26 protein-coding genes are annotated in these 22,122 nt (G+C 68.0%); 7 read left to right on the top strand and 19 right to left on the bottom strand.

Going from position 1 to position 22,122, the window contains the following annotated elements:
• Positions 1-15: 15 nt before the first annotated feature.
• Positions 16-603 (top strand): murein hydrolase activator EnvC family protein, encoded by a 588-nt coding sequence (locus tag ACLD0U_RS05385; RefSeq protein ID WP_410340030.1) that lies wholly within the window; start codon positions 16-18, stop codon positions 601-603.
• 36 nt (positions 604-639) lie between these two features.
• On the opposite strand, the gene ACLD0U_RS05380 is transcribed toward ACLD0U_RS05385, so the two are convergent.
• The 9 genes from ACLD0U_RS05380 to ACLD0U_RS05340 all read right to left on the bottom strand — a co-directional run bounded on the left by ACLD0U_RS05380 (position 640) and on the right by ACLD0U_RS05340 (position 7,617).
• Complete coding sequence (locus ACLD0U_RS05380; protein ID WP_410340029.1) at positions 640-1,542, bottom strand: tyrosine recombinase XerC; 903 nt, start codon at positions 1,540-1,542, stop codon at positions 640-642.
• Positions 1,543-1,589: 47 nt separating this feature from the next.
• A complete protein-coding gene (dprA, locus tag ACLD0U_RS05375; protein WP_410340028.1) occupies positions 1,590-2,765 on the bottom strand; it encodes a DNA-processing protein DprA in 1,176 nt (391 codons plus the stop codon).
• On the bottom strand, positions 2,762-4,294 hold the full coding sequence (locus ACLD0U_RS05370) for a YifB family Mg chelatase-like AAA ATPase (RefSeq protein ID WP_410340027.1): 1,533 nt from the start codon (positions 4,292-4,294) through the stop codon (positions 2,762-2,764). Before ACLD0U_RS05370 ends, dprA begins: the two co-directional genes overlap by 4 nt.
• Positions 4,291-4,653 carry a YraN family protein gene (locus tag ACLD0U_RS05365; protein WP_410340026.1) on the bottom strand — a complete coding sequence of 121 codons (363 nt, stop codon included), beginning with the start codon at positions 4,651-4,653 and terminating at the stop codon, positions 4,291-4,293. The genes ACLD0U_RS05370 and ACLD0U_RS05365 overlap by 4 nt, the downstream gene beginning before the upstream one ends.
• A gap of 97 nt (positions 4,654-4,750) precedes the next feature.
• A complete protein-coding gene (locus ACLD0U_RS05360) occupies positions 4,751-5,077 on the bottom strand; it encodes a DUF2469 family protein (RefSeq protein WP_179410977.1) in 327 nt (108 codons plus the stop codon).
• A 28-nt stretch (positions 5,078-5,105) separates the two neighbouring features.
• Positions 5,106-5,765: a ribonuclease HII gene (locus ACLD0U_RS05355; protein WP_179410978.1), complete on the bottom strand. Its 660-nt coding sequence runs from the start codon at positions 5,763-5,765 to the stop codon at positions 5,106-5,108.
• The gene (gene lepB / locus ACLD0U_RS05350) at positions 5,765-6,490 is read right to left on the bottom strand and encodes a signal peptidase I (RefSeq protein ID WP_224817773.1); all 726 of its coding nucleotides are present in this window, start codon (positions 6,488-6,490) and stop codon (positions 5,765-5,767) included. The genes ACLD0U_RS05355 and lepB overlap by 1 nt, the downstream gene beginning before the upstream one ends.
• 119 nt (positions 6,491-6,609) lie before the next feature.
• Positions 6,610-6,957 carry a 50S ribosomal protein L19 gene (rplS, locus tag ACLD0U_RS05345; protein WP_179411870.1) on the bottom strand — a complete coding sequence of 116 codons (348 nt, stop codon included), beginning with the start codon at positions 6,955-6,957 and terminating at the stop codon, positions 6,610-6,612.
• Positions 6,958-7,131: 174 nt separating this feature from the next.
• Complete coding sequence (locus ACLD0U_RS05340; protein ID WP_179410980.1) at positions 7,132-7,617, bottom strand: MFS transporter permease; 486 nt, start codon at positions 7,615-7,617, stop codon at positions 7,132-7,134.
• Between the two features lie 105 nt (positions 7,618-7,722).
• Here ACLD0U_RS05340 and map point away from each other — a divergent pair, with 105 nt between their 5' ends.
• The gene (gene map / locus ACLD0U_RS05335) at positions 7,723-8,505 is read left to right on the top strand and encodes a type I methionyl aminopeptidase (RefSeq protein WP_179410981.1); all 783 of its coding nucleotides are present in this window, start codon (positions 7,723-7,725) and stop codon (positions 8,503-8,505) included.
• Positions 8,506-8,602: 97 nt separating this feature from the next.
• Here the strand turns inward: map and ACLD0U_RS05330 are convergent, their stop codons facing one another.
• The 5 genes from ACLD0U_RS05330 to rpsP are packed head-to-tail and all read right to left on the bottom strand — an operon-like array spanning position 8,603 to position 11,345.
• A complete protein-coding gene (locus ACLD0U_RS05330; protein ID WP_206823757.1) occupies positions 8,603-9,343 on the bottom strand; it encodes a class I SAM-dependent methyltransferase in 741 nt (246 codons plus the stop codon).
• Between the two features lie 28 nt (positions 9,344-9,371).
• Positions 9,372-10,061 (bottom strand): tRNA (guanosine(37)-N1)-methyltransferase TrmD, encoded by a 690-nt coding sequence (gene trmD, locus ACLD0U_RS05325; protein WP_179410983.1) that lies wholly within the window; start codon positions 10,059-10,061, stop codon positions 9,372-9,374.
• A 20-nt stretch (positions 10,062-10,081) separates the two neighbouring features.
• Entirely contained in the window at positions 10,082-10,678 is a 597-nt protein-coding gene (rimM, locus tag ACLD0U_RS05320; protein WP_206549947.1) for a ribosome maturation factor RimM, read from the bottom strand.
• A gap of 1 nt (position 10,679) precedes the next feature.
• Positions 10,680-10,910 carry an RNA-binding protein gene (locus tag ACLD0U_RS05315; RefSeq protein ID WP_071644715.1) on the bottom strand — a complete coding sequence of 77 codons (231 nt, stop codon included), beginning with the start codon at positions 10,908-10,910 and terminating at the stop codon, positions 10,680-10,682.
• Positions 10,911-10,916: 6 nt separating this feature from the next.
• A complete protein-coding gene (gene rpsP / locus ACLD0U_RS05310) occupies positions 10,917-11,345 on the bottom strand; it encodes a 30S ribosomal protein S16 (protein ID WP_410340025.1) in 429 nt (142 codons plus the stop codon).
• 204 nt (positions 11,346-11,549) lie between these two features.
• Between rpsP and ACLD0U_RS05305 the strand changes: the two genes are divergently transcribed.
• Positions 11,550-12,698, top strand: coding sequence for a glutamate--cysteine ligase (locus ACLD0U_RS05305; RefSeq protein WP_206820595.1), 1,149 nt, complete (start codon positions 11,550-11,552; stop codon positions 12,696-12,698).
• Between the two features lie 47 nt (positions 12,699-12,745).
• On the opposite strand, the gene ACLD0U_RS05300 is transcribed toward ACLD0U_RS05305, so the two are convergent.
• On the bottom strand, positions 12,746-13,720 hold the full coding sequence (locus ACLD0U_RS05300) for a sugar-binding transcriptional regulator (RefSeq protein WP_179410987.1): 975 nt from the start codon (positions 13,718-13,720) through the stop codon (positions 12,746-12,748).
• A gap of 107 nt (positions 13,721-13,827) precedes the next feature.
• On the opposite strand from ACLD0U_RS05300, the gene ACLD0U_RS05295 reads away from it, so the two are divergent.
• The gene (locus ACLD0U_RS05295; RefSeq protein ID WP_206821670.1) at positions 13,828-15,528 is read left to right on the top strand and encodes a glycerol-3-phosphate dehydrogenase/oxidase; all 1,701 of its coding nucleotides are present in this window, start codon (positions 13,828-13,830) and stop codon (positions 15,526-15,528) included.
• A gap of 266 nt (positions 15,529-15,794) precedes the next feature.
• Here the strand turns inward: ACLD0U_RS05295 and ACLD0U_RS05290 are convergent, their stop codons facing one another.
• On the bottom strand, positions 15,795-16,676 hold the full coding sequence (locus tag ACLD0U_RS05290; RefSeq protein WP_410340024.1) for a LysR family transcriptional regulator: 882 nt from the start codon (positions 16,674-16,676) through the stop codon (positions 15,795-15,797).
• A 78-nt stretch (positions 16,677-16,754) separates the two neighbouring features.
• On the opposite strand from ACLD0U_RS05290, the gene ACLD0U_RS05285 reads away from it, so the two are divergent.
• A complete protein-coding gene (locus tag ACLD0U_RS05285; protein WP_218847954.1) occupies positions 16,755-17,657 on the top strand; it encodes an EamA family transporter in 903 nt (300 codons plus the stop codon).
• Positions 17,658-17,664: 7 nt separating this feature from the next.
• Here ACLD0U_RS05285 and ffh read toward each other — a convergent pair whose 3' ends face one another.
• Together ffh and ACLD0U_RS05275 are read right to left on the bottom strand one after the other, a co-directional pair.
• Positions 17,665-19,215: a signal recognition particle protein gene (gene ffh, locus ACLD0U_RS05280; RefSeq protein WP_410340023.1), complete on the bottom strand. Its 1,551-nt coding sequence runs from the start codon at positions 19,213-19,215 to the stop codon at positions 17,665-17,667.
• A gap of 51 nt (positions 19,216-19,266) precedes the next feature.
• Positions 19,267-19,851: a TetR/AcrR family transcriptional regulator gene (locus ACLD0U_RS05275; RefSeq protein ID WP_179410991.1), complete on the bottom strand. Its 585-nt coding sequence runs from the start codon at positions 19,849-19,851 to the stop codon at positions 19,267-19,269.
• Positions 19,852-19,979: 128 nt separating this feature from the next.
• On the opposite strand from ACLD0U_RS05275, the gene lipB reads away from it, so the two are divergent.
• On the top strand, positions 19,980-20,633 hold the full coding sequence (gene lipB / locus ACLD0U_RS05270; protein ID WP_410340022.1) for a lipoyl(octanoyl) transferase LipB: 654 nt from the start codon (positions 19,980-19,982) through the stop codon (positions 20,631-20,633).
• The gene (gene lipA / locus ACLD0U_RS05265) at positions 20,630-21,622 is read left to right on the top strand and encodes a lipoyl synthase (protein WP_206823748.1); all 993 of its coding nucleotides are present in this window, start codon (positions 20,630-20,632) and stop codon (positions 21,620-21,622) included. Before lipB ends, lipA begins: the two co-directional genes overlap by 4 nt.
• Here lipA and ACLD0U_RS05260 read toward each other — a convergent pair.
• Positions 21,619-22,119, bottom strand: a complete 501-nt coding sequence (locus tag ACLD0U_RS05260) for a DUF2004 domain-containing protein (RefSeq protein WP_410340021.1) — start codon at positions 22,117-22,119, stop codon at positions 21,619-21,621. The genes lipA and ACLD0U_RS05260 overlap by 4 nt on opposite strands.
• Between the last annotated feature and the right edge of the window lie 3 nt (positions 22,120-22,122).

Raw genomic sequence — 22,122 nt, 5'->3', positions numbered from 1 at the left:
GCGGCGGACGGCCAGATGCTCCTGCTGGTGCGGGTCGCGCTCATCGGCGTCTTGCTGGGCCTCGGCGGCGTGGGAACGGTGCGCGCCGACGCCGCCGTGGTCGGCCCGGCGATTGCTGCCGACGGAGCCCGTGCAGCGGATGCTGCCGCGGCCGCCGATACCGATGTCGAGGCGCCGCCGGGCTTCCCGTGGCGGTGGCCGGTAGGCGGTGCGCGACGCGTTGTCGAGCCGTTCCGAGCACCGGCGCATGACTACGGGCCGGGCCACCGCGGTATGGACATCGCCGTCGTCTCTGGTGCGGATGTGCATGCTCCGGCGGGTGGCGTGGTGGCATTCCGCGGCACCGTGGTGGATCGTCCGCTGGTGACCATCGACCACGGGGCCGGGTTCGTCAGCACCTGGGAACCGGTGTCGTCATCGCTGGCGCCCGGCGATGTCGTCACCGTGGGCGCCGTGATCGGTGCGGTCGCCGAGGGGGGTCACACCGTGCGCGGCGCGATGCACATCGGGGTGCGTGTCGACGGGGAGTACGTCAATCCGTTGCCGCTGTTCGGGCAGGTGCCGCGGGCGGTTCTGCTGCCGTGCTGCTCAGCTGCGCCGTGAGTGCTCGATACTCACGGTGCGCGTCACGCCGCAGATTCACGCGCGCGGATGAGCGAGGCGATAGCTCGCGGTGAGGCGTTCGGCCGAGACGTGGGTGTAGATCTGGGTGGTGCCGAGACTGGCGTGCCCCAAGATCTCCTGGACCGCGCGCAGATCAGCGCCGCCGTCGAGCAGATGCGTCGCGGCGGAGTGTCGTAGCGCGTGGGGGCCCACGTGCTCGGCACCGACGATCGGGGCGAGTACCCGTGCGACGAGGGTGTACACGCTGCGAGGGCCGATCCGTGCGCCGCGCGCCCCGAGGAACGCAGCGGGTCCCGGACGCTCGGCGCGGGCGTGGAGGGTGGGACGCGCTCGGGAGAGATACGCGCCGATGGCATCCGCCGCGGGCCCCCCGAATGGAACGACGCGCTCCTTGGCTCCCTTGCCGAGCACCCGTACCGTGCGGCGCTGCAGCTCGACGTCGTCGACGTCGATGCCGCACAGTTCGGAGACGCGCATTCCCGAGCCGTACAGCAGCTCGAGCATGGCGTGGTCGCGCAGTGCGATCGGGTCGCCGTCCGCAGCGATCGTGCGCTGGGTATCGAGCAGATCGCGGATCTCCTCGCTCGAGGCGATGACCGGCAGCGTCTTGGCACGCTTGGGGGTGACGAGGCGAAGACTGGGGTCGGCGCCGATCAGGTCGTTCTCCTGTGCCCAGCCGAAGAACGAACGCACGGCCGCGGCGCGCCGCGCGAGCGTCGAGCGGGCGTCACCGCGCTGGGTGGCCTGCCATAACCATTCGCGCAGGATCTCGAGATCGATCGTGGTGAGATCGTCAGCGGCCAGCACGCGTCCGAGATCGGCGAGGTCGGAGCGGTACGCACGCACCGTCGCCGACGAGAGGCGACGCACCTGTTCGAGGTGGTCGCAGAACGCCTGCACAGCCGCTGAGTACCGCATCAGTCCAGGATGCCGCGGACCCGAACTCGCCGCGGGCTGCCGCGCCGTCATGTACTGCGTAGCCACCCTCCGTTGCGCTGCGACACCTCGCCGTCGAGCGCGAGAAGCCCGAGGAGTCCGCGCACCCGGTCCACGGACAGGCCGCTGTTGCGGGCGATCTCCTGCGCGTCACGAGGCGTTCGCGTACTGAGCGCATCACGCAGGCGGATCCGGTCGGGATGCTCGGAATCGGATGATGTCCGGGGTGTCGATGCCTCACCCCAGAGCTCTCTGACGTCTTCCGCGCTGGTCACGCACACCGCGTCGTACTCGCGCAGCAGGCGATGGCAACCGGCCGAGGCGGCAGAGGTCACCGGCCCGGGCACCGCGCCGAGCGGTCGCCCGATGCTGGCAGCGTGCCCGGCCGTGTTGAGGGAACCGCTGCGCCACCCCGCCTCGATGACCACGGTCGCCATGCCGGCAGCGGCGATCATGCGGTTGCGAGAAAGGAACCGCCACTTGGTCGGCGCGGCCCCACACGGCACCTCGCTCAGGACGGCTCCTGCGGCCCGGATGCGGTCGAACAGCTGCTGGTGCCCGACGGGGTACGCACGGTCGACACCGCCGGCGAGAAACGCAACCGTCCGGCCGCCCGCGCCCAGGGCGGCACGGTGGGCCGCGCCGTCGATGCCGTATGCGCCTCCCGAGATCACGAGCGTTCCCGCGCCGGCGAGGTCACCGGCGATCTCGCCGGCCACCGACTCCCCGTATGAGGTTGCAGCGCGGGCTCCGACGATGGCCGCGCCAGTTGTGCAGTCCAGCGCGGTGAGGTCGCCACGTGCCCACAGCGCGACAGGTGCGTGCGCTCCGAGGTCGTCCAGTCCGGCCGGCCAATGCGCGTCGTCCGGCAGCAACAGGCCACCGCCGACGTGCTGACATGATGTGAGTGCCTCACGCACTGCTTCTGGTCGCGCACGCGGTCTCCAGCGGGCCAGCGCTTCAGAGAGCTCGCGCGGTGAGATCACGTGCGGCGGCAGAAGCTGCGGCTCACCCAGGGCGATCCGCAACGCCTGGGGAGCGCCGAAGGCTGAGATGAGCGCACCGGCCACGCCGTCACCCGGTTCCACGAGCACCGACCACGCGGCACGGGCTGCTGTCTCGGCGGTGTCGGCATCGGGCCGCAACCGTTCGGCGGCACGGCGCACATCGATGTCATCGATGAGGTGGACAAGGGTCTGCGTCATGGCAGCAGTCCTTTCTTCAGGAACAGGGCTCGTCCCAGTTCGTCAGCGCCGGGCATCCCGAGTCCGTCGAGATCGGCGAGCGTCCACGCGATGCGCAAGACGCGGTCGTAGGCGCGTAAGGTGACCGTGCCGCGTTCGAGTGCGCGATCCAGCGGTGCGCGCACGGATGCGGGTAGTCGCAGGTCCCCCTGCCTCAGCCGTTCCCCGGGCACATCACCGTTCACGCGCCATGGTGTGTCCTGCCAGCGCTCCTGTGCGGCGGCGCGCGCCGTGAGCACGCGCTCGCGCGCGACCGCGGAGCTCATCCGGGATCGCTCCCCCGACGTCGCTCGCGAAGCGGCGACGCGCGCCACCTGCAGATCGATGTCGATCCTGTCGCGTAGCGGTCCGGACAACCGGCCCGCATAGCGGCGGATCGCCATCGGCGGGCATGTACAGTCCGACCCACGGACTCCGTACTGACCGCACGGGCAGGGGTTCATGGCCAGGATCAGCTGAAACCTCGCGGGGAACGACGCGCTGAATCCGGAGCGGATCAGCTCGATGCGGCCCGATTCGAGCGGCTGCCGCAACGCGTCCAGCGCAACACGCTGGAACTCCGGGGTCTCGTCGAGGAACAACACACCCCGGTGCGCGCGCACGATGGCGCCGGGCCGCGCCACGCGCGACCCGCCACCGACCAGCGCGGCGGCCGACGCGCTGTGGTGCGGTGCTTCGAACGGTGCCACCGACTCGAGGCGCGTCACGGCACGCCCGGTCAGCGAGCGAATCGCGGCCACTTCGAGTGCCTCCGCCTCGGTCAGGGGCGGAAGGATGCCAGGCAGCCGCCGCGCCAGCATGGTCTTGCCCGCACCCGGTGGGCCGCTCAGCATCATGTGGTGTCCCCCGGCGGCCGCCGTGATCATCGCGTCGACGGCGTCATCCTGCCCGACGACATCGGCGAGTTCCAGATGAGCGTCCTCCTCGAGGTCGTCTTCCCCAGGCAACACGACCGGATCGACCTCGAGCGGCTCGATCTCGGCTCCGTGGAGCGCAGCGACCTCGGCCAACGACGTCGCTGCCCGCACCTCGATACCCGGCACCAGGCGCGCCTCGTCGGCATTGGCGTGCGGCACGATGACGCGTTCGAAGCCGGCCCGGGCCGCCGCGTAGACCGAGGGCAGCACGCCGGGAACCGGACGCAGCCGCCCGTCGAGACCGAGCTCACCGATGTGCACGGTCGCGCGAATGGCATCCGCCGAGACGGTTCCCTCCGTCGCCAGCGTCGCGACGGCGATGCTCACGTCGAAACCTGACCCGTGTTTGGGCAAGTTCGCCGGTGACAGATTGACGGTCACGCGACGACGCGGAAACGGCAGCCCGACGTTCACGCAGGCGTTGCGCACCCGCTGCGCGGACTCTCCCAGAGCCTTGTCGGGCAATCCGATGATCTGGAATCCCGGGGTCTGGTTGCTCAGGTCAGCCTCGACCTCGACCAGGTGCCCATCGACGCCGGTGAGGGCGACCGCCCAGGTGCGTGCCGTGCTCACAGCATGTCCACGAGGTGCTCAAGGCGCGCCGTTCGGGCATCCGCTCCGATCAGACCGATGGCCTCCAGACGCACCGGACGGCGGCGCGCGGCATCAGGGTGCTCGGCGGCCCAGGCGAACGCCAGCTGCCACAGCCGCCGTCGCTTGCGTTCATCGATGGCTTCGAACGGGTGCCCGAAGGCCTCACTGCGCCGAGTCTTCACCTCGACGATGCAGAGCATCCCATCGTGCACCGCGACGATGTCGATCTCGCCCTGGGCGCATCGCCAGTTGCGATCGAGCACCGCGTACCCGCTGGCTCGCAGATGCTGCGCGGCGCGTTCCTCGCCTGCTCGCCCGAAGTCGTCTTTCGCTGCCATGACGACAGCCTGACGCGCGGCGGAGACCCTCGAACGCCACTATCCCGCGCGTTGTGGAGAGGTCACCGAGATCGGAGATCTGGGGACAAACGGTGCGTCACTGCCCGTCGAGCGACAGCTCGTCCGGAATCTCGAACTCGCGCCGCTGCAGCTCCTCGACGTTCACGTCCTTGAACGTGAGCACGCGCACCGCCTTGACGAAGCGATCTGCGCGGTAGATATCCCACACCCAGACATCCGACATGGAGATCTCGAAGTAGAAGTCGTGCTCGGTGTCGCGGCGGACGACGTTCACCTCGTTGGCGAGGTAGAACCGGCGCTCGGTCTCGACCACGTACTGGAACTGCTGAACGACATCGCGGTACTCGCGGAACAGCGCAAGCTCGAGCTCGCGGTCGTAGTCGTCGAAGGCGTCGTCATCCATGATGGCTCCAGTCTAGGCGAGAGCGCGCTCAGAACAGGGTCGGCGCCTCGGCGATCGCCCACGAGGCACGGTGGAACGGCGAAAGTCCCTGCGCGCGGATCGCCTCGCGATGCTCACGACTCGCATACCCCTTGTTGCGATCCCACTGATAGGCCGGGTGCTCGGGGTGCAGAGACGCCATCAGGCCGTCCCTGGCGACCTTCGCGATCACCGAGGCGGCCGACACCGAAGCGCAGTCGCGGTCACCCTTGATCACGGTCCTGACCGTGACGGATGCCGGGTGCACGGCGCTGAGGTAGTCGTGGTTGCCATCGAGGATGATGAGCGTCCGATCCAGCGATGCCCCGTGATCGACCACGGACTGCACGGCGCGGGAGGCCGCCAGACCGAGCGCGCGCATGATGCCGACCTCATCGACCTCATCTGCCGTTGACCATCCGACACCCGATGCGGACACCCATGCCTGCGCACGCTCCGCCATCTCAGGGCGCCGCTTCTCGGTGATCATCTTCGAATCGCGCAGGCCCTCGGGTACTCGGCGCCGCGAGCCACGGGCATCCATCACCGCCGCGCCGACGGCGACGGGACCTGCCAGCGCGCCGCGACCCACCTCATCGAGCGCGATGATCAGGTCGAAGTCCTTCAGCAGCTGTCGCTCCAGCCGCAGTGTCGGTTCGACGACGGCCATCACGGCTCCGGAACGGCTTGGAACACGTCGTCGTGCGTGTCGATCATGCCGAAGCGATTCAGCGGCCACGTCGTCAGGAACGCCCGTCCGACAACGTTCTCCAGCGGTACGAACCCGCCACCCGGGAGCTCCTGGTGCGCCCGGGAGTCCTGCGAGCGATCGCGGTTGTCGCCCATCACCCAGACGGCGCCTTCCGGCACCGTGACATCGAACTCGGTGTTGGACGCCGCGGTGTCCCCCTCGGGAAGATTGAGGTACGAGAGCTCATTCACCGGCGAACCGTTGATGGTGAGCTGTCCGAGAGCGTTGCAGCAGACGATGTGATCACCGGGCATCCCGATCAGACGCTTGACGAGGTGATCCTGCGCGTCCGAGGTCGAGATGCCCACGAACGTGAGCACCCAATCGGTCGCTTCGACGAGGCCCGGACGCGCCGGGCGCTGTGGTGCCGGAGGGAGCCACCCACCCGGGTCCTGGAACACGACGACGTCACCGCGTTCATAGCCGGCCCAGCGCGGAGTCAGCTCGTCAACGAGGATGCGGTCATCGATCAGCAGCGTGCGCTCCATCGAGCCGGAGGGGATGTAGAACGAGCGCACAACGAACGTCTTCACGACGAACGAGACCAGCGCCGCGATGAGGATGATGACGATCACGTCACGCAGGAAAATCAGAAAGCCCCTGCCTCGTGATGGGCGCGGTGCTGCCTCTGCGGCGTCTGTCATGTGCATCCTTCTTCGTCGGGCTCACCGCCCGGGGCGGCCGCTACCAGGTTCGCATATCGCGACCGCAACGAGAGAACCCCGGGACGCTGTGTCCCGGGGTTCTCTGCGCATTCGGCGTGTCAGTTCTCGCGCTTCTCGCGGATCTTCGCCTTCTTGCCACGCAGGTTGCGCAGGTAGTACAGCTTCGCGCGACGCACGTCACCGCGGGTGACGACCTCGATGTGGTCGATCACCGGCGAGTGCACCGGGAAGGTACGCTCGACGCCGACCTGGAAGCTGATCTTGCGGACCGTGAAGGTCTCGCGCACACCGTCGCCCTGGCGGCCGATGACGACGCCCTGGAACACCTGGACACGCGAGCGGTTGCCCTCGGTGATGTTCACGTGCACCTTGACGGTGTCACCGGGGTGGAAGACAGGAATGTCCGAACGGAGCGATGCCGCGTCAACGGCGTCGAGGATCTGCATGATCGTCTCTCTCTGCACCCGCCACAGGTCGGGGGCATTTTTCAAAGGGTCAAGAGTGGGTGTGTGCCAAGCGGAGCACGAGGCATCCGTGGGCTCCCCTGAGGCAGAGCCGGTTCACGGCACAAGCATCTATTCTGCCACGAAGTCCGGTTTGCTTCCAACCGCGCGGCGCGCTCAATCCTGCGGCCGGCGCTCCTCGACGATGAACACCTCGGATTCGTACGAAGATGCCGGATCCGAGCGCGACATGCTCGACCACGTGATGGTCTCGCGGATTCGCGCGCCGGAGCCGCGCGCCTCGTTCCACAACTGCCACAGTTGCAGCCAGAACAGACCGAGCGCGGCAACGATCGCGCCGGTGAGCAGCCAGGGGAAGGCCCCGTCGATGAAGCAGGCGACGGCGATCGTCAGGCCGTGCCACACCGCGAAGCCCAGGACGTCCCACCAGGACACCGCGCGTTCGGCGCGCACCGACGGACGCGATCGGGTGAGAAGGGTCAGCACGAGCTGCCCGATGAACAGCGACGGCACGGCGATCAGCAGCACCCACAGCAACGCCCAGCCGGACTGCCCGAAGATCGCCCATCCGACGACCATCCACAGCGGCAGCAGGAACGCCGATGGCAGCAGCCAGTGGAAGAACGCCCGTCGTAGAACCATGCTTCGATGTTACGTCCCCGACGGCGCTGATGGCCGCGCGTTCGCTGTGGGCATCCGAACAGCCGGCATCGGGGAGAATGGGATGCTGACGAGAGGACACCCCCGATGATCGAACTGCGCACCCCGGCCGAGATCGACGAGATGCGCGCCGCTGGCCGCTTCGTGGCCGAGACGCTGGCCACGCTTCGCGACGAGACGAAGGTGGGGACCAACCTGCTCGCCATCGACAAGCGCGCGCACGACCTGATCCGCCGTGCCGGTGCGGAGTCGTGCTACATCGACTACGCCCCGTCGTTCGGCCGCGGCCCGTTCGGCAAGGTGATCTGCACCTCGGTCAACGACGCGGTGCTGCATGGCCTCCCCCATGACTACGTGCTGCGCGACGGCGACCTCGTCTCGCTCGACTTCGCCGTCTCGGTCGACGGCTGGGTGGCGGACTCGGCGATCTCGTTCATCGTCGGCACTCCCCGCGATGAGGACCTGCGCCTGATCGACACCACCGAGCGTGCCCTGGACGCGGCGATTGCCGCCGCGGTCGTGGGCAACCGGATCGGCGACATCTCAGCATCCATCGCCGAGGTCTCGCATGGCGGGGGCTACTCGATCAACACCGATTTCGGTGGACACGGCGTCGGTCGCATCATGCACGGTGACCCGCACATCCCCAACGACGGCCGCGCCGGCCGCGGGTTCCCGCTGCGCGCGGGCCTGGTCTTCGCCCTGGAGCCGTGGCTGCTGGCGACGACCGACGAGCTCATCACTGACGCGGACGGCTGGACGCTGCGCAGCGCTGACGGCTCGCGCGGCTCGCACTCCGAGCACACGGTCGCGGTCACCGACGAGGGCCCGATCGTGCTCACCGACCGCAGCTTCCTCGGCGTCGACTGACGATTCAGGCAGGCGACCTCGTCACCGAGAACAGGCTCGTTGCTCAGAACAGGATGATTCTCGGGGAATCATCCTGTTCTGGTGCGCCTCCCTGTTCTCAGACGCGTGCTCGGTAAACGTACACGTCCGTGATCTGCGGCAGGTCCAAGATCTCGCGCCCCGCAGTCGCGGGGTCGGCGTCGAGGATGCGTTCGACATCAGCGGTCATGCGTGCGCGCTCGGCATCGGATGCTGTCATGAAGCTGCTCACGGTGTGCCAGCGCGCGATGTAATCGGCACGAGAGATGCTCTCCGCCCAGGGAACAGTCACGCGTTCGACGACGTCGAAGCCCGGGAGCTGCTCCGCCGCAGAACTCGTCGTCTCGTCTGTGTCCCCTACGGCCGGGTGAGCGACACGATGGCACGCGCGGTCCCAGACGCAACGAGGGTCGGATCGGTTCCAGAGCAGGCCGAGCAGCCCACCGGGAACCAGTACACGGGCGATCTCGGCACACGCCGGTTCGCGATCGAACCAGTGGAACGCCTGCGCGACCGTCACGACGTCGACAGAGTGATCGGATGCCGGAATCGACTCGGCTGCGCCGATCATCGTCTCCACGCCGGGCAGTTTCGCCCGCAGGATGGCGAGCATCTGCTCGGATGGCTCGACGGCGATCACGCGGTCGACGCGGCCGACGAGCAGCTCGGTGAACTTCCCCGTGCCCGCGCCCAGGTCCAGAGCCACGCGCGCTGAGGCGGGAACGATGGCATCCGCTGCCTCTGCGGGAAACCCGGGACGGTAGCGGTCGTAGTCGGCACCGGCAGTGAGAAACGAGCGGGCAAGCGTCTGGTCGACCATGCCCCGACCGTACCAGCGTGACGCGCTGCTACTCGGCGAGCAGGTCGGGGCGTCGCTGCCGGGTGCGTTCGATCTGCTGCTCGCGGCGCCATGCGGCGATCGCGCCGTGGTTGCCGCTCAGCAGCACGGAGGGCACCTCGCGCTCGCGCCATGTCGAGGGCTTAGTGTACGACGGGTACTCGAGCAGACCGTCCTCGTGCGATTCCTCGACGAGACTCTCGGGGTTGCCGACGACGCCCGGAATCAGGCGGCCGATGGCTTCGGTCATGGCCATGACGGCCACTTCTCCCCCGTTGAGCACATAGTCTCCGAGGCTCATCAGCCGCACGTCGCCGAGTGTTGACGCGTACTCGAAGACGCGCTCATCGATCCCCTCGTAGCGGCCGCAGCCGAAGATCAGGTGCTCTCGATGTGCCAGCTCGCGGGCCGTCGACTGGCGGAACAGCTCGCCCGCGGGAGACGGGAAGATGATGGTCGGTCGGGTGTCGAGCCCAGCGGTGAGGTCATCGAGCGCGAGCCCCCACGGCTCGGGCTTCATCACCATGCCGGCACCACCGCCGTAGGGCGTGTCGTCGACCGTGCGATGACGATCGTGGGTCCAATCCCGCAGGTCGTGCACATGCAGGTCGAGGATGCCCGAATCGCGCGCCTTGCCCAGCAGGGACAGCGTCAGGCCGTCGAAGTACGACGGGAAGATGGAGACGACGTCGATGCGCATGCGTCGATGCTAACGAGGTGTCACTCGCCGCCGGAGGCGGCGGCATCCGAGGTATCGGGCGCGGTAGCATCCGATCCCGCGCCGGGCGCAGGGAGCTCCTCGAAGAGACCGGGCGGCGGCGTGACAACGACGCGACCGGCGGCCACGTCGACAGTCGGGACGATGGCCTCGACGAACGGGACCATCACCTCGCCGCTCTCGGTGGAGACGATCAGCAGGTCCTGGGCGGGCAGGTGCTCCACGCGCACGACGCGGCCGACCACGGCACCGTCTCGGACCACGTCGAGACCGGCGAGCTGGTGCGCGTACCAGGCGTCGTCCTCGACCTCGTCGTCTTCGTCCATCCACAGGATGGCCCGCACGAGCGACTCCGCTGCGGTGCGGTCATCGACGCCTTCCAGGAAGACGACGGAGTTGCCGTTCATCACGCGGTACTCGCGGATGGTCACGGTCTTGCCGTGCCACGCAGATGCCTCGGGCACCTGCAGCGTGAACTCGGCCCCCGGCACGAAGCGGCGCTCGGGGTTGTCGGTGTAGAGCTCGAGCTTCAACGCGCCTTTGAGACCGTGTGCCTTGAGCAGACGGCCGACGCGGAGCTGATTGCGATCCGCTGACACGTCAGTCGTCCGCGACGTCGACACGGACGCGACGTCCGTCGGCGAGGGCGGAGATCAGCGTGCGCAGCGCCTTGGCGGTGCGGCCGCCGCGCCCGATCACGCGACCACGGTCATCCGGGTGCACATGCACCTCGAGCAGATCGCCTCGGGGCGATGCGGATGCGGTGATGCGGACATCGTCCGGGTGATCGACGATCCCCTTGACGACGTGTTCGAGCGCGGCGGCGAGCACAGCGGATTACTCTGCGTCTGCGGCGGGAGCCTCAGCGGCCTCCGCGTCAGGGGCGGGAGCCTCCTCAGCGGGAGTCTCCTTCTTCTCGGCCTTGGGCTTGACGACCGACTTCTTGTCGGCGTCGACCTCGAAGGCGGCCTTGGCCTCGGCGACCTGGACGGTCGACTTGGCGTCCTTGTCGCCCTTGAACTTGCCCCAGTCGCCGGTCAGCTTGAGCAGCGCGGTGACCTGCTCGGTCGGCTGAGCGCCAACCGACAGCCAGTACTGCGCACGCTCCGAGTCGACCTCGATGAACGAGGGCTGCTCGGTGGGGTGGTACTTGCCGATCTCCTCGATGACGCGACCATCGCGCTTGGTGCGCGAGTCGGCGACGACGATGCGGTAGTACGGCGCACGGATCTTGCCGAAACGCTTGAGACGGATCTTGACAGCCACGATTCTCCTGAATGGTGTGGAAAGGAAGTTGAACCGGTCGCCTGGAGCGTGGGGTGCACACCCGGCGGAAGCTCTGCGGGGGGACGGATGCTGGATAGAGGGTCGAGCGGCCGTCCGACCCTCTATTCTGCCAGATTCCGGGGGCGACCGCGAAACGACACGGCGATGCGCGTCGCGCGGTGCCCCACGTGTCAGACTGTGCGCGTGACGATCGAGTTCGCCTCCTCGGCCCGCAGCACGGTGGGCCTCGAATGGGAGGTCATGCTGGCCGACCCCGCCACCGGCGACCTCGTCGGGCGCGCCCCCGAGCTGCTGACCGCGCTCGAAGCGCAGAGCGCCCCCGAACGCCACACCGTCACGGGTGAGCTACTGACGAACACGATCGAGGTGACGAGCGGGATCGGCACGACCGTGGCGGATGCCGTCGCCGACATCGGTGCGGCGATCGACGCGGTGCGCCGTGCCACGGATCCGGCGGGCATCGAGCTGCTCTCCGCCGGCAGTCACCCGTTCGCGCAGTGGTTCCACCAGCGCGTGACCGACAAGACGCGCTATCGCAAGCTGATCGAACGCACGCAGTGGTGGGGCCGCAACATGATGATCTGGGGCATCCATGTGCACATCGGCGTCGAGGACCGCGCCAAGGTGCTGCCCATCGTCGGTGCTCTGACGTCGTACCTTCCGCATCTGCAGGCGCTGGCGGCGTCCAGCCCCTACTGGGCCGGCGAACGCACCGGCTACGCCTCGAATCGCGCGCTGGTGTTTCAGCAACTGCCGACCGCGGGTCTGCCCTGGGCGCTCGAATCGTGGACAGAGTTCGAGAGGTACGTCGACGACATGACGCGCACGGGCGTGATGTCGGATGCCTCCGAGATCCGCTGGGATATCCGTCCGGCGCCACGGTGGGGAACGATCGAGGTGCGGGCCTGCGACGGCATGTCGACGCTGGCCGAGCTCGCATCGGTTGCGGCACTCACCCAGTCGCTGGTGGAGTTCTTCTCGCGAGAGCTCGATCAGGGGCGCGCGTTGCCGATGCTGCCGCCCTGGTTCCACCGCGAGAACAAGTGGCGTGCGGCCCGCTACGGCTTGGACGCCGATGTGATCGTGGATCGCGCCGGATCCCAAGTTCCCGTCCGAGAGCACCTTGATGCCGTCGTGGATGATCTGATGCCGATCGCGCGCGATCTGCGCTGCGCCGATGAGCTCGCCGGCGTGCACTCGATCGTGAGCGAGGGGGCAAGCTACGAGCGCCAGCTGGCCGCCGCTCACCATGCCGACGGCGACCTGCGCGCGGTGGTGCACCACCTCATCGACGAGTTCCGCAACGGGCCCGCGGCACCTCTCCCCGACTGAACTCAGCCCAACGCCGTTCAGCGCAGCACCGTTCAGCGCAGCACTGTTCAGCGCACGGCATCCGCGAGCATCCGCGCCAAGCCCTCGTCGAGAACCACGTCGGTGACGATCCCGGCCGCGATGGCCGCCTGCAGCGACGTCAGGCGCGCCGCACCCGAGACGACGCACACCCGCCGCGGCACCCGTCGGAGCCGATCGAGGCCGGGGCCGGTGCTACGAGCATTCAGCCGGATGTCGCGCCACGTGCCATCCGCGCGGAAGAACACCGTCGCCACGTCGCCGATCGCCCCGTCCTCACGCAGGCTGCGGAAGTCGTCACGCCCGAGATAGCCGCCGACGTAGACGCGACTCGGCACCTCGGCCTGCGGCGACCCCAGGCCGAAGACAGCAACGTCCATCTTCGCCTGGAACGACAGCACGCGCCGGGTGCTCCGCTCCTGCCACATGGCCTCGCGCGTGCGCGGATCATCGAAGAACGCGGGCACGGGGAACTGCTCGACCTGCGCACCGAATGCCTGCCCGAAACGCTGCAGGATGTCACTGGAGTACTCCAGGCCGCTGGTCTGCGTGTTCCCTGCGCCGTTGAGCTGAACGATCGTCGTACTGTGCGTCTGCTTGGGCACCAGCGAGCGGCTGACCATTCCCAAGGTCGAGCCCCATGCGACGCCGACCACCATGTTGGAATCGATGAACTGCGACACCTGCCGTCCGGCCGTCAGCGCCACCCGCTCCAGACGCTCAACCTCGTTCACCACACCCGACATGGGCACGATGTGCGCGTTGACCTTCAGTCGCGACCGGAGCTGCTCTTCGAGCTCGCCGGCGTGCGCAAACGGCGAGTTGACCCGGATGTCGACGAGGCCGCTCTCGCGGGCGTGCGACAGCAACCGCGACACCGTCGAACGCGACGTTGCGAGTTCGGCGGCGATGGCATCCATCGTCATGTCCTGCAGGTAGTACAGCTTGGCGGCGGTGAGCGCCGCGTTCGTCCGCGCGTCCATCGCGCCGCTCTCTGTGACCATCGTCCTCACCTTTCCCTTACCAGCTTTGCACAAACGTGCAGAACGTTTGCGAGATCCTGTCAATCGACGGATGCTGGAAGCGACAGCGAGGAGACACTATGGCAGTCATGACCCGTGCCGCACGCCGTGCCGACGAGATCGCGGCCGTGCGCGAGACCGAACGCACCACGGTGCTCATCATCGGCGCCGGAATCAACGGCATCTCGCTGTTCCGCGATCTCGCCCACCAGGGCATCGACGCCGTGATCGTCGATCGCGGCGACTTCGCGAGCGGCGCGTCAGCGGCGTCGAGTCACATGATCCATGGTGGCATCCGCTATCTCGAGAACGGCGAGTTCCGCCTCGTACGCGAATCCGTGCAAGAGCGCAACGGCCTGCTGCGCATCGCTCCGCACTACGTCAAGCCGCTGCAGACGACGATCCCGATCTACTCGACGTTCTCGGGCATCCTCTCGGCCCCGCTGCGCTTCCTGACGCACCGCTCGGGCAAGCCGACCGAGCGCGGCGCCGTGCTCATCAAGGCGGGTCTCACGCTGTACGACCTGTTCTCGCGCGACGGCGGTTCAGTCCCTCGCCACCGCTTCCTCGGCCGGCGGCGCTCGCTCGAGGAACTCCCCGCACTGGACCCCGAGGTGAAGTACACCGCCACCTACTTCGACGCTTCGATGCATGACCCCGAGCGCCTCGCACTCGACGTGTTGCAGGACGGCCGGTCGGCAAACGACCACTCGCACGCACTCAACTACGTCGAGGCCATCGGGCGGGACGGCGACACCGTCGTGCTCCGCGACCGCGAGACCGCTGAAGAGTTCCGCATCCGCGCCGACGTCGTCGTCAACACGTCGGGGCCCTGGACCGACCTCACCAACGAAGCCCTCGGTCAGGTGACGCGCTACATGGGCGGCACCAAGGGCTCGCACATCGTGCTCGACAACGATGAGCTTCTCGAGGCAACCCAGGGGCGCGAGATCTTCTTCGAGCACTCTGACGGCCGCATCGTGCTGATCTACCCGCTCAAGGGGCGTGTGCTCGTCGGCACCACCGACATCGACGCCGACCCGCGCGAGCCCGCACGCTGCACAGAGGACGAGGTCGACTACTTCTTCGAGCTCATCGCCCACGTCTTCCCGACGATCGCCGTATCGCGCGAGCAGATCGTGTACCGCTTCTCGGGCATCCGACCGCTCCCCCGGCACGAGGACACGGCGCCCGGCTTCGTCTCGCGCGACTACCGCGTCGAACTCGACAACAGCGGACCCGTGCCGTTGCTGAGCCTCGTCGGCGGCAAGTGGACCACCTTCCGCGCGCTCGGCGAGTCGCTGGCCGACCGAGTGCTCGACCTTCTCGGCCGCACCCGCGCGGTAAGCACCGCGGATGCCCCGATCGGTGGCGGTCGGGGCTTCCCCCGCACGCCGCGCGCACGCGCGTCCTGGAAGCAGACGCATCTTGCGGGCGCCGGCACCCGCGGCGACGCACTGCTGGCGCGCTACGGCACCCGCGCGGCCGAGGTGTGGGCCCACATCGAGCAGCATGAGGACCAAGACCTCGCCGGTGGCGAGCTGTCCACGCGCGAGCTGGAGTGGATGGTCGACAACGAGATGGTCGTGCGCCTGGCCGATGTGGTTCTGCGCCGCACCAGCATCGCGTTCGTCGGAGCCGTGACAGCGGAGGCGCTCGAAGAGATCGCCGACGCGTTGGCGCCGATGCTGAACTGGACGCCCGATCGCCGCGACGCCGAGATCGAGGCCACGGCGCACCTGCTCAGCGAGGCGCACGGAGTCGACATCGACGTTCCGATCGCCCGCTGACGTCTTCATCCGCAGTCTGTAGGGATTTCCTCGGCGATTTCATCCTGTCGATCGATCAGGGGAGTACATTCCGTCGAGCGATCACCTTCGATCGCGACGGCACGGTGGTCACGACGGCACGGTGGTCGCGACCGGTCAGAAGGAGCACGAGCAGATCCTGCCGCAGGCGGGCTGGGTTGACGACGACGCGCGTGAGATCTGGCAGAACGTACAGGAGGCCATCGGGCTCGGTGGGAGCCCGCCTTGGACGCTGGCGAGCGTGATCGTCAACGGGCAGCATCCGATTCGATCTGCGCGACGAACGCGCGCGCCGCACTACGCGCACCCGTCGCGTGCCAGGCGAGGTACTCGGTACGGTGAGGTCCGTCGACGATGGGGGTAACGACGACAGCCGCGTGCACGCCTCGTACCGCCCCTGGCGCGAGCAGCGTGACGGCGAGTCCCGCCTCGACGAGACCAAGAAGCATGTCGACCGTGTCGACCTCGAACGCGACGTCACGGGGAATGCCGGCGTCGGCGAAGGCCCCGTCGCTCTGCGCCCGCCCGGAACTGCCCTGCGGGAAGTCCGCAAACGTCTCGTCCGTGAGATCGGCGAGCGAGATCTCGCTTCGGGATGCCAGCGGATGCTCTGTGGGCAAAACGACCACCAGGCGATCGCGGCGCAGCGCGCGAAACGCCACTCCCTGCGGGCGGACGTCGTCGCGCAGGCCCAGCAGTGCGACATCGATCTCGCCGGTGCTCGCCTGACGCATCAGTTTGTCGCTGCTCCCGACGCGCAGCTCAACCCGAACGTCCGGGTACTTGTCGCGGAACCCACTCAACAGCGCCGGTAGATCAACGGCGGTGACTGTGGGGATCACGCCCAGGGTGAGCGTACCGACGATGCGTCCGGCGGCCGCAGCCGCCTCTTCGATCGCGTTCTCGGCGGCTTCCACCGCGATCCGTGCCTGAAGAGCGAAGGCCTCCCCCGCTTCGGTCGGGCGCACGCTCCGGCTGGACCGGATGAACAGCCGCTGGCCGATCTCCCGCTCCAGCGCCGCGATCTGATGGCTGAGCGCTGACTGCGTGACGAAACAGCGCTCAGCCGCACGGGTGAAACTCGCTGTGTCGAGCACCTCAACCACGTAGCGCAGCTGTTGCAGATCCATTCAGCCATGATCACAGTTCATGGATCCCATGCCAAGTATGCGTTGGACTCATTGCTCGGAGGAAGCCACCATCGAAAGATGCCCCTGCTTCGCACGCTTCTGCTGACAGCGCTCGCCCCGATCACCTGGGGAACGACCTACCTGGTCACCACCGAGCTCCTCCCTCCCGGGCATCCGCTCTTCGCGGCGCTCATACGCGCGCTGCCCGCCGGCGTCATTGCCGTCGTCGTCGGTCGGAGCATTCCCCACGGCACGTGGTGGATGAAGGCGGCCCTGCTCGGAACGCTCAACATCGGCGGTTTCTTTCCGCTGCTCTTCATCGCGGCGGAGCGCCTGCCCGGTGGGGTAGCAGCAGCCGTTGCGGGGGCGCAGCCTCTGATCCTGCTGGCACTCGGATCTGTCGTTCTGCGTGAGCGCGTTCGCCCCGTAGCTGCGATCGCCGCGGTCGCCGGTGCGGCGGGTGTCGCCGCCATCGTGCTGGGACCCTCGGCCGCACTGGATCCGCTGGGGATCGCCGCCGCCGTAGGCGGCGTGACGTGCACCGCCGTCGGAATCATCCTCACCAAGCACTGGGGACGCCCACCGCGCACCGGTGCGGTGGCCTACGCGGGGTGGCAGCTCACCGCGGGAGGGCTTTTCCTCTTGCCACTCACGCTCGTCTTCGAAGGAATCCCCGCTGAGATCCATCCCGACAATGTGCTCGGGTACCTGTGGTTGACCACCGCCGGCGGGTTGATCGCATACGCCCTGTGGTTCCGCGGGATCGAGCGACTGCCGGTGGCAGCTCCGGGGCTACTCGCCCTGCTCTCCCCCGTCGTCGCGACGATTCTCGGCGTCGCTCTCGCACACGAGGCGTTCACACCTGTGCAGCTCACCGGCCTGCTGGTCGTACTGAGCGCGCTCGTGGCCGGTCAGCTCGCCGTGCTACGACAGCCGCGTGCCGTCACACCCCGCGCGCCCCAGCCCATGGCGACACCCTGAGGGGCGCTCAGCCCTTGCCGAACAGCTTCTGGATCTCGGCGAGGTCTGCCTCGCTCGGCGCTTGCTGACCACCCAGACCGAACCCGGAGCCGGTGGGAGTGGTGTTCGTGGTGGCCATGCCGGCATTCTCGGCAGCCCGCTTGGCAGGGTTACCCGAACGCGAACCGCCCTTGCTCTTGGCACCCTTCTTGCCACGCTTGGCAGATGCGCCGGGCTTGCCCATCGGGCCCATACCGGGGATCTGCGGCGTGCCGCCACGCGCTACGGTCTTCATCATCTTGGCGGCCTGGTCGAAGCGCTGCACAAGCTGGTTGACGTCGGTCACCGTCATACCGGAACCGCGGGCGATACGCAGACGACGCGAGCCGTTGAGGACCTTCGGATTGCGGCGCTCGCCCGGAGTCATCGACCGGATGATCGCCTCGGTGCGGTCGATCTCGCGCTCGTCGAAGTCATCGAGCTGCTGCTTCATCTGGCCCATGCCCGGCAGCATGCCGAGCATCTTCTTCATCGAGCCCATCTTCTTCATCTGCTGAAGCTGCTCGAGGAAGTCCTCAAGCGTGAAGGCCTCGTTGGCAAGCTTCTCGGCGACCTTCATCGCCTCTTCTTCATCGAAGGCCTGCTGGGCCTGCTCGATGAGGGTGAGGATGTCACCGAGGTCGAGGATGCGGCTCGCCATGCGGTCCGGGTGGAAGGGCTCGAGGTCTTCGAGGTTCTCACCCGTCGAGGCGAAGATGATCGGACGGCCGGTGACGGATGCCACCGACAGCGCGGCACCACCGCGGGCGTCACCGTCGAGCTTCGACAGCACGACACCGGTGAAGTCGACGCCCTCCTGGAAGGCCTTGGCCGTGTTGACGGCATCCTGACCGATCATCGCGTCGATGACGAACAGCACCTCGTCGGGGGTGGTCGCCTTGCGGATGTCGGATGCCTGCTTCATCAGTTCGGCGTCGACGCCGAGACGGCCGGCGGTGTCGATGATGACCACGTCGTGCTGGTGACGGCGTGCGTACTCGACGCCGTCCTTGGAGACCTTGACCGGGTCGCCGACACCGTTGCCCGGCTCGGGCGCGTAGATCGTCGCCCCAGCGCGCTCGGCGACCACCTGCAGCTGGTTCACGGCGTTCGGACGCTGCAGGTCGGCGGCCACGAGCAAGGGCGTGTGCCCCTCGCCTTCGAGCTGCTTGGCGAGCTTTCCGGCGAACGTGGTCTTACCCGAGCCCTGCAGACCCGCGAGCATGATCACCGTCGGCGGCGTCTTGGCGAACTCCAGCCGGCGCTGCTCACCGCCGAGAATGGCGACGAGCTCCTCGTTGACGATCTGCACGACCTGCTGCGCGGGGTTGAGAGCGCGATTGACCTCGTCGCCCAGTGCGCGCTCGCGCACCTTCGCGGTGAAGTCCTTGACGACGACGAGCGCGACGTCGGCGTCGAGCAGGGCGCGACGGATCTCGCGGACGGTGCCGTCGACATCGGCGGGCGTCAGCTTTCCCTTCGTGCGCAGATTGCGGAAGGTCTCGGTGAGCCGATCGGAGAGCGTGCCAAAGGTAGCCATGGTGCCTCTGATTCTACGCGAGCGCCGGGGCCCGCCCGCGCGTCGCCACACTCACCCCCAGGGAAGGTCGTGGATGCTGCGCAGCGCCTGGTCGAACGCAGCCTCCAAAGACGCCTGCCCCGCACCCTGCTCAGCCCACACCCGCAACGCGGACAGCACGGCCGCGGCCAGCGCCGCACCGAGGATGTCTGCACGGATCTCGTCGACTCCCGCACTGCGCGCCGCGCCGGCGACGGCCGAGGCGATGCGCGCGTGCCGGATCCCGGTGTCGCGCAGAAGCTCTTCCTCGACCCCCATCGCGGCCGCGTTGCGCAGCGCAAGCACGAGAGGGTCGGGCGCGAACCCACGCACGACGGGTTCGAGCGCCGCCCGCACGGCCGGGCCGTCGGCATTCCTGCCCAACGACGCCAGCGCCACCGATGCCGCCTCAATGCGCGCATCGAGCCCCGACCACAGCACGTCGCTCTTGGATGAGAAGTAGTTGAAGAAACTCGACCGGCTCACGCCGGCACGTCGAGTGATGTCTGCGACGGACGTCTCGTCATAGCCCTGTTCGAGGAACAGCTCGCACGCCGCCTCGGCCAGCGTCTCGCGTGAGGATGCCCGTGGACGCCCGGCGCGCGACGCGTTCTGCATAGCGCCCAGCGTAGCCCGTGCTGTTCGCGTCGCGGCAACCGCGAATGAGCGTATGCTGGGGCACGCCATATTCTTGGACGCAATCCAACAACACGCGCGATGGCGCCGTCTACATGGAGGACCGCGAGATGCTCGATATCCAGATACCCGGACTCGCCCCCGACTACGTGCCCTATGTCGACGGGTGGGAGTTGCAGCGCAGCATCCACCGCGACGTCGTCGATGGCATCCGCCCCGATACGCTCCTTCTGCTCGAACACGACGCGGTCTACACCGCCGGCAAGCGCACTGAGCCGCACGAGCGCCCGCAGGACGGCACCCCCGTGGTCGACGTCGACCGCGGCGGCAAGATCACCTGGCACGGCCCGGGCCAGCTCGTCGGATACCCGATCGTGCACCTGCCCGCGCCGATGGACGTCGTGGCGCATGTGCGGCGGCTGGAGCGCGTGTTGATCGACATCCTGCGTCCGCTCGGCGTCGACGGCTACCAGGTCGACGGGCGCAGCGGCGTCTGGGTGCGCCGCCCGCTCGGCGAGGACAAAATCGCCGCGATCGGCGTGCGTGTGCAGCAGGGCGTGACCATGCACGGCTTCGCGATCAACTGCGACAACACGCTGGCCGGCTTCCGCGGCATCGTGCCGTGCGGCATCACCGATGCCGGCGTGACGACGATCAGCGAGGTCGTCGGTCAGAGCGTCTCGCCCCACGACATCGTCGACGCCGTCGCGAACGCCTTCACCACCGAGTACACCGCCGATGCAGACAAGCAGGCGGCCGCATGAGCGCCGCAAGCCCCGAGGGACGCAAACTGCTCCGCCTGGAGATCCGAAACGCCGAGACCCCCATCGAGCGCAAGCCGGAGTGGATTCGCACCAAGGCGAAGATGGGGCCGGAGTACCAGGCTCTGCACTCGCTCGTGAAGAGCGAGGACCTGCACACGGTCTGCCAGGAGGCGGGCTGCCCGAACATCTTCGAATGCTGGGAGGACCGCGAGGCGACCTTCCTCATCGGCGGATCGCAGTGCACGCGTCGGTGCGACTTCTGCCAGATCGACACCGGCAAGCCCGCCGACTACGACACCGACGAGCCGCGCCGGGTGGCCGAGAGCGTGACCCGGATGGGCCTGCGCTACGCGACCGTGACCAGTGTTGCGCGCGACGACCTGCCCGACACGGGCGCCTGGCTGAACGCCGAGACCGTGCGACAGATCCACGCACAGAACCCCAACACGGGGGTCGAACTGCTCGCCAACGATCACGGCGGCAACCCGGACTTCCTGGGGCAGATCTTCGAGGCGCGCCCCGAAGTGTTCGCTCACAACGTCGAGACCGTGCCGCGGATCTTCCGCCGCATCCGCCCTGCGTTCACGTACGAGCGCTCATTGGGCGTGATCACGCAGGGTCATGACGCAGGGCTCATCACGAAATCGAACCTGATCCTCGGCATGGGCGAGGAGCCCGAGGAGGTCATCCAGGCTCTGCAGGACCTGCGCGGCGCGGGATGCGACATCATCACGATCACGCAGTACCTGCGCCCCTCGCCCCGTCACCTGCCGGTGGCGCGGTGGGTGAAGCCCGATGAGTTCGTCGGTTTCAAGCAAGAGGCCGAGCGCATCGGCTTCCTCGGTGTGCTCGCCGGTCCGCTGGTGCGCTCGTCCTACCGCGCGGGCCGCCTGTGGGCGCAGTCGATGATGTCGAAGGGGCGCGAGATCCCGCCGCACCTGGCCCACATCGCCGAGGGTGTCGAGCTCGGGTTCGCTCAGGCGGTCTAGTCTGCGCTCATCACTGACATCACGGCACCGTCGGAGCCGAGGTTGACCAGCAGCACGTCGTCGGTGGCATCCGCATCCAGCGCGTACTCGAGGACGGCGAACGGCTCGCTACCGCCGTGCTCGTCGGCGAGGATCGTCATGCTCGACAGGCGCAACGAGCGGATGATGTCGACCGCCGCATCACCGCTGATGTCGACCAGGATGTCTTCCAGTTCGTCGCCATACGCCTCCTGCTGCTGCAGGACGTACTCGGTGACTTCACTGGTGCGGTCATCGACCTCGGTGAGCATCGCGCGGCGCACGACGTCGTCGAGCCCTTCGATGCTGCCGATCAGTGCGGCCGCCGCGTCCAATGCCGCCGCGGAGACGTCGTCCTGGTCGGGCGCGGTGAGGTCGACCGTCACCGACTGGTCGCCGAACTCGACCCGCTCGGTCCAGAAGATGGCCCCGTCGGGTCCGGAAGAGAGAACTCCGAAGTAGTCGTGTTCGATCGCCATATC

Source organism: Microbacterium sp. 2216-1 (assembly GCF_046507855.1).
Classification (GTDB): domain Bacteria; phylum Actinomycetota; class Actinomycetes; order Actinomycetales; family Microbacteriaceae; genus Microbacterium; species Microbacterium esteraromaticum_C.
Note: the sequence above shows the minus strand (reverse complement) of the source record. Positions and strands in the feature narration are given on the sequence as shown.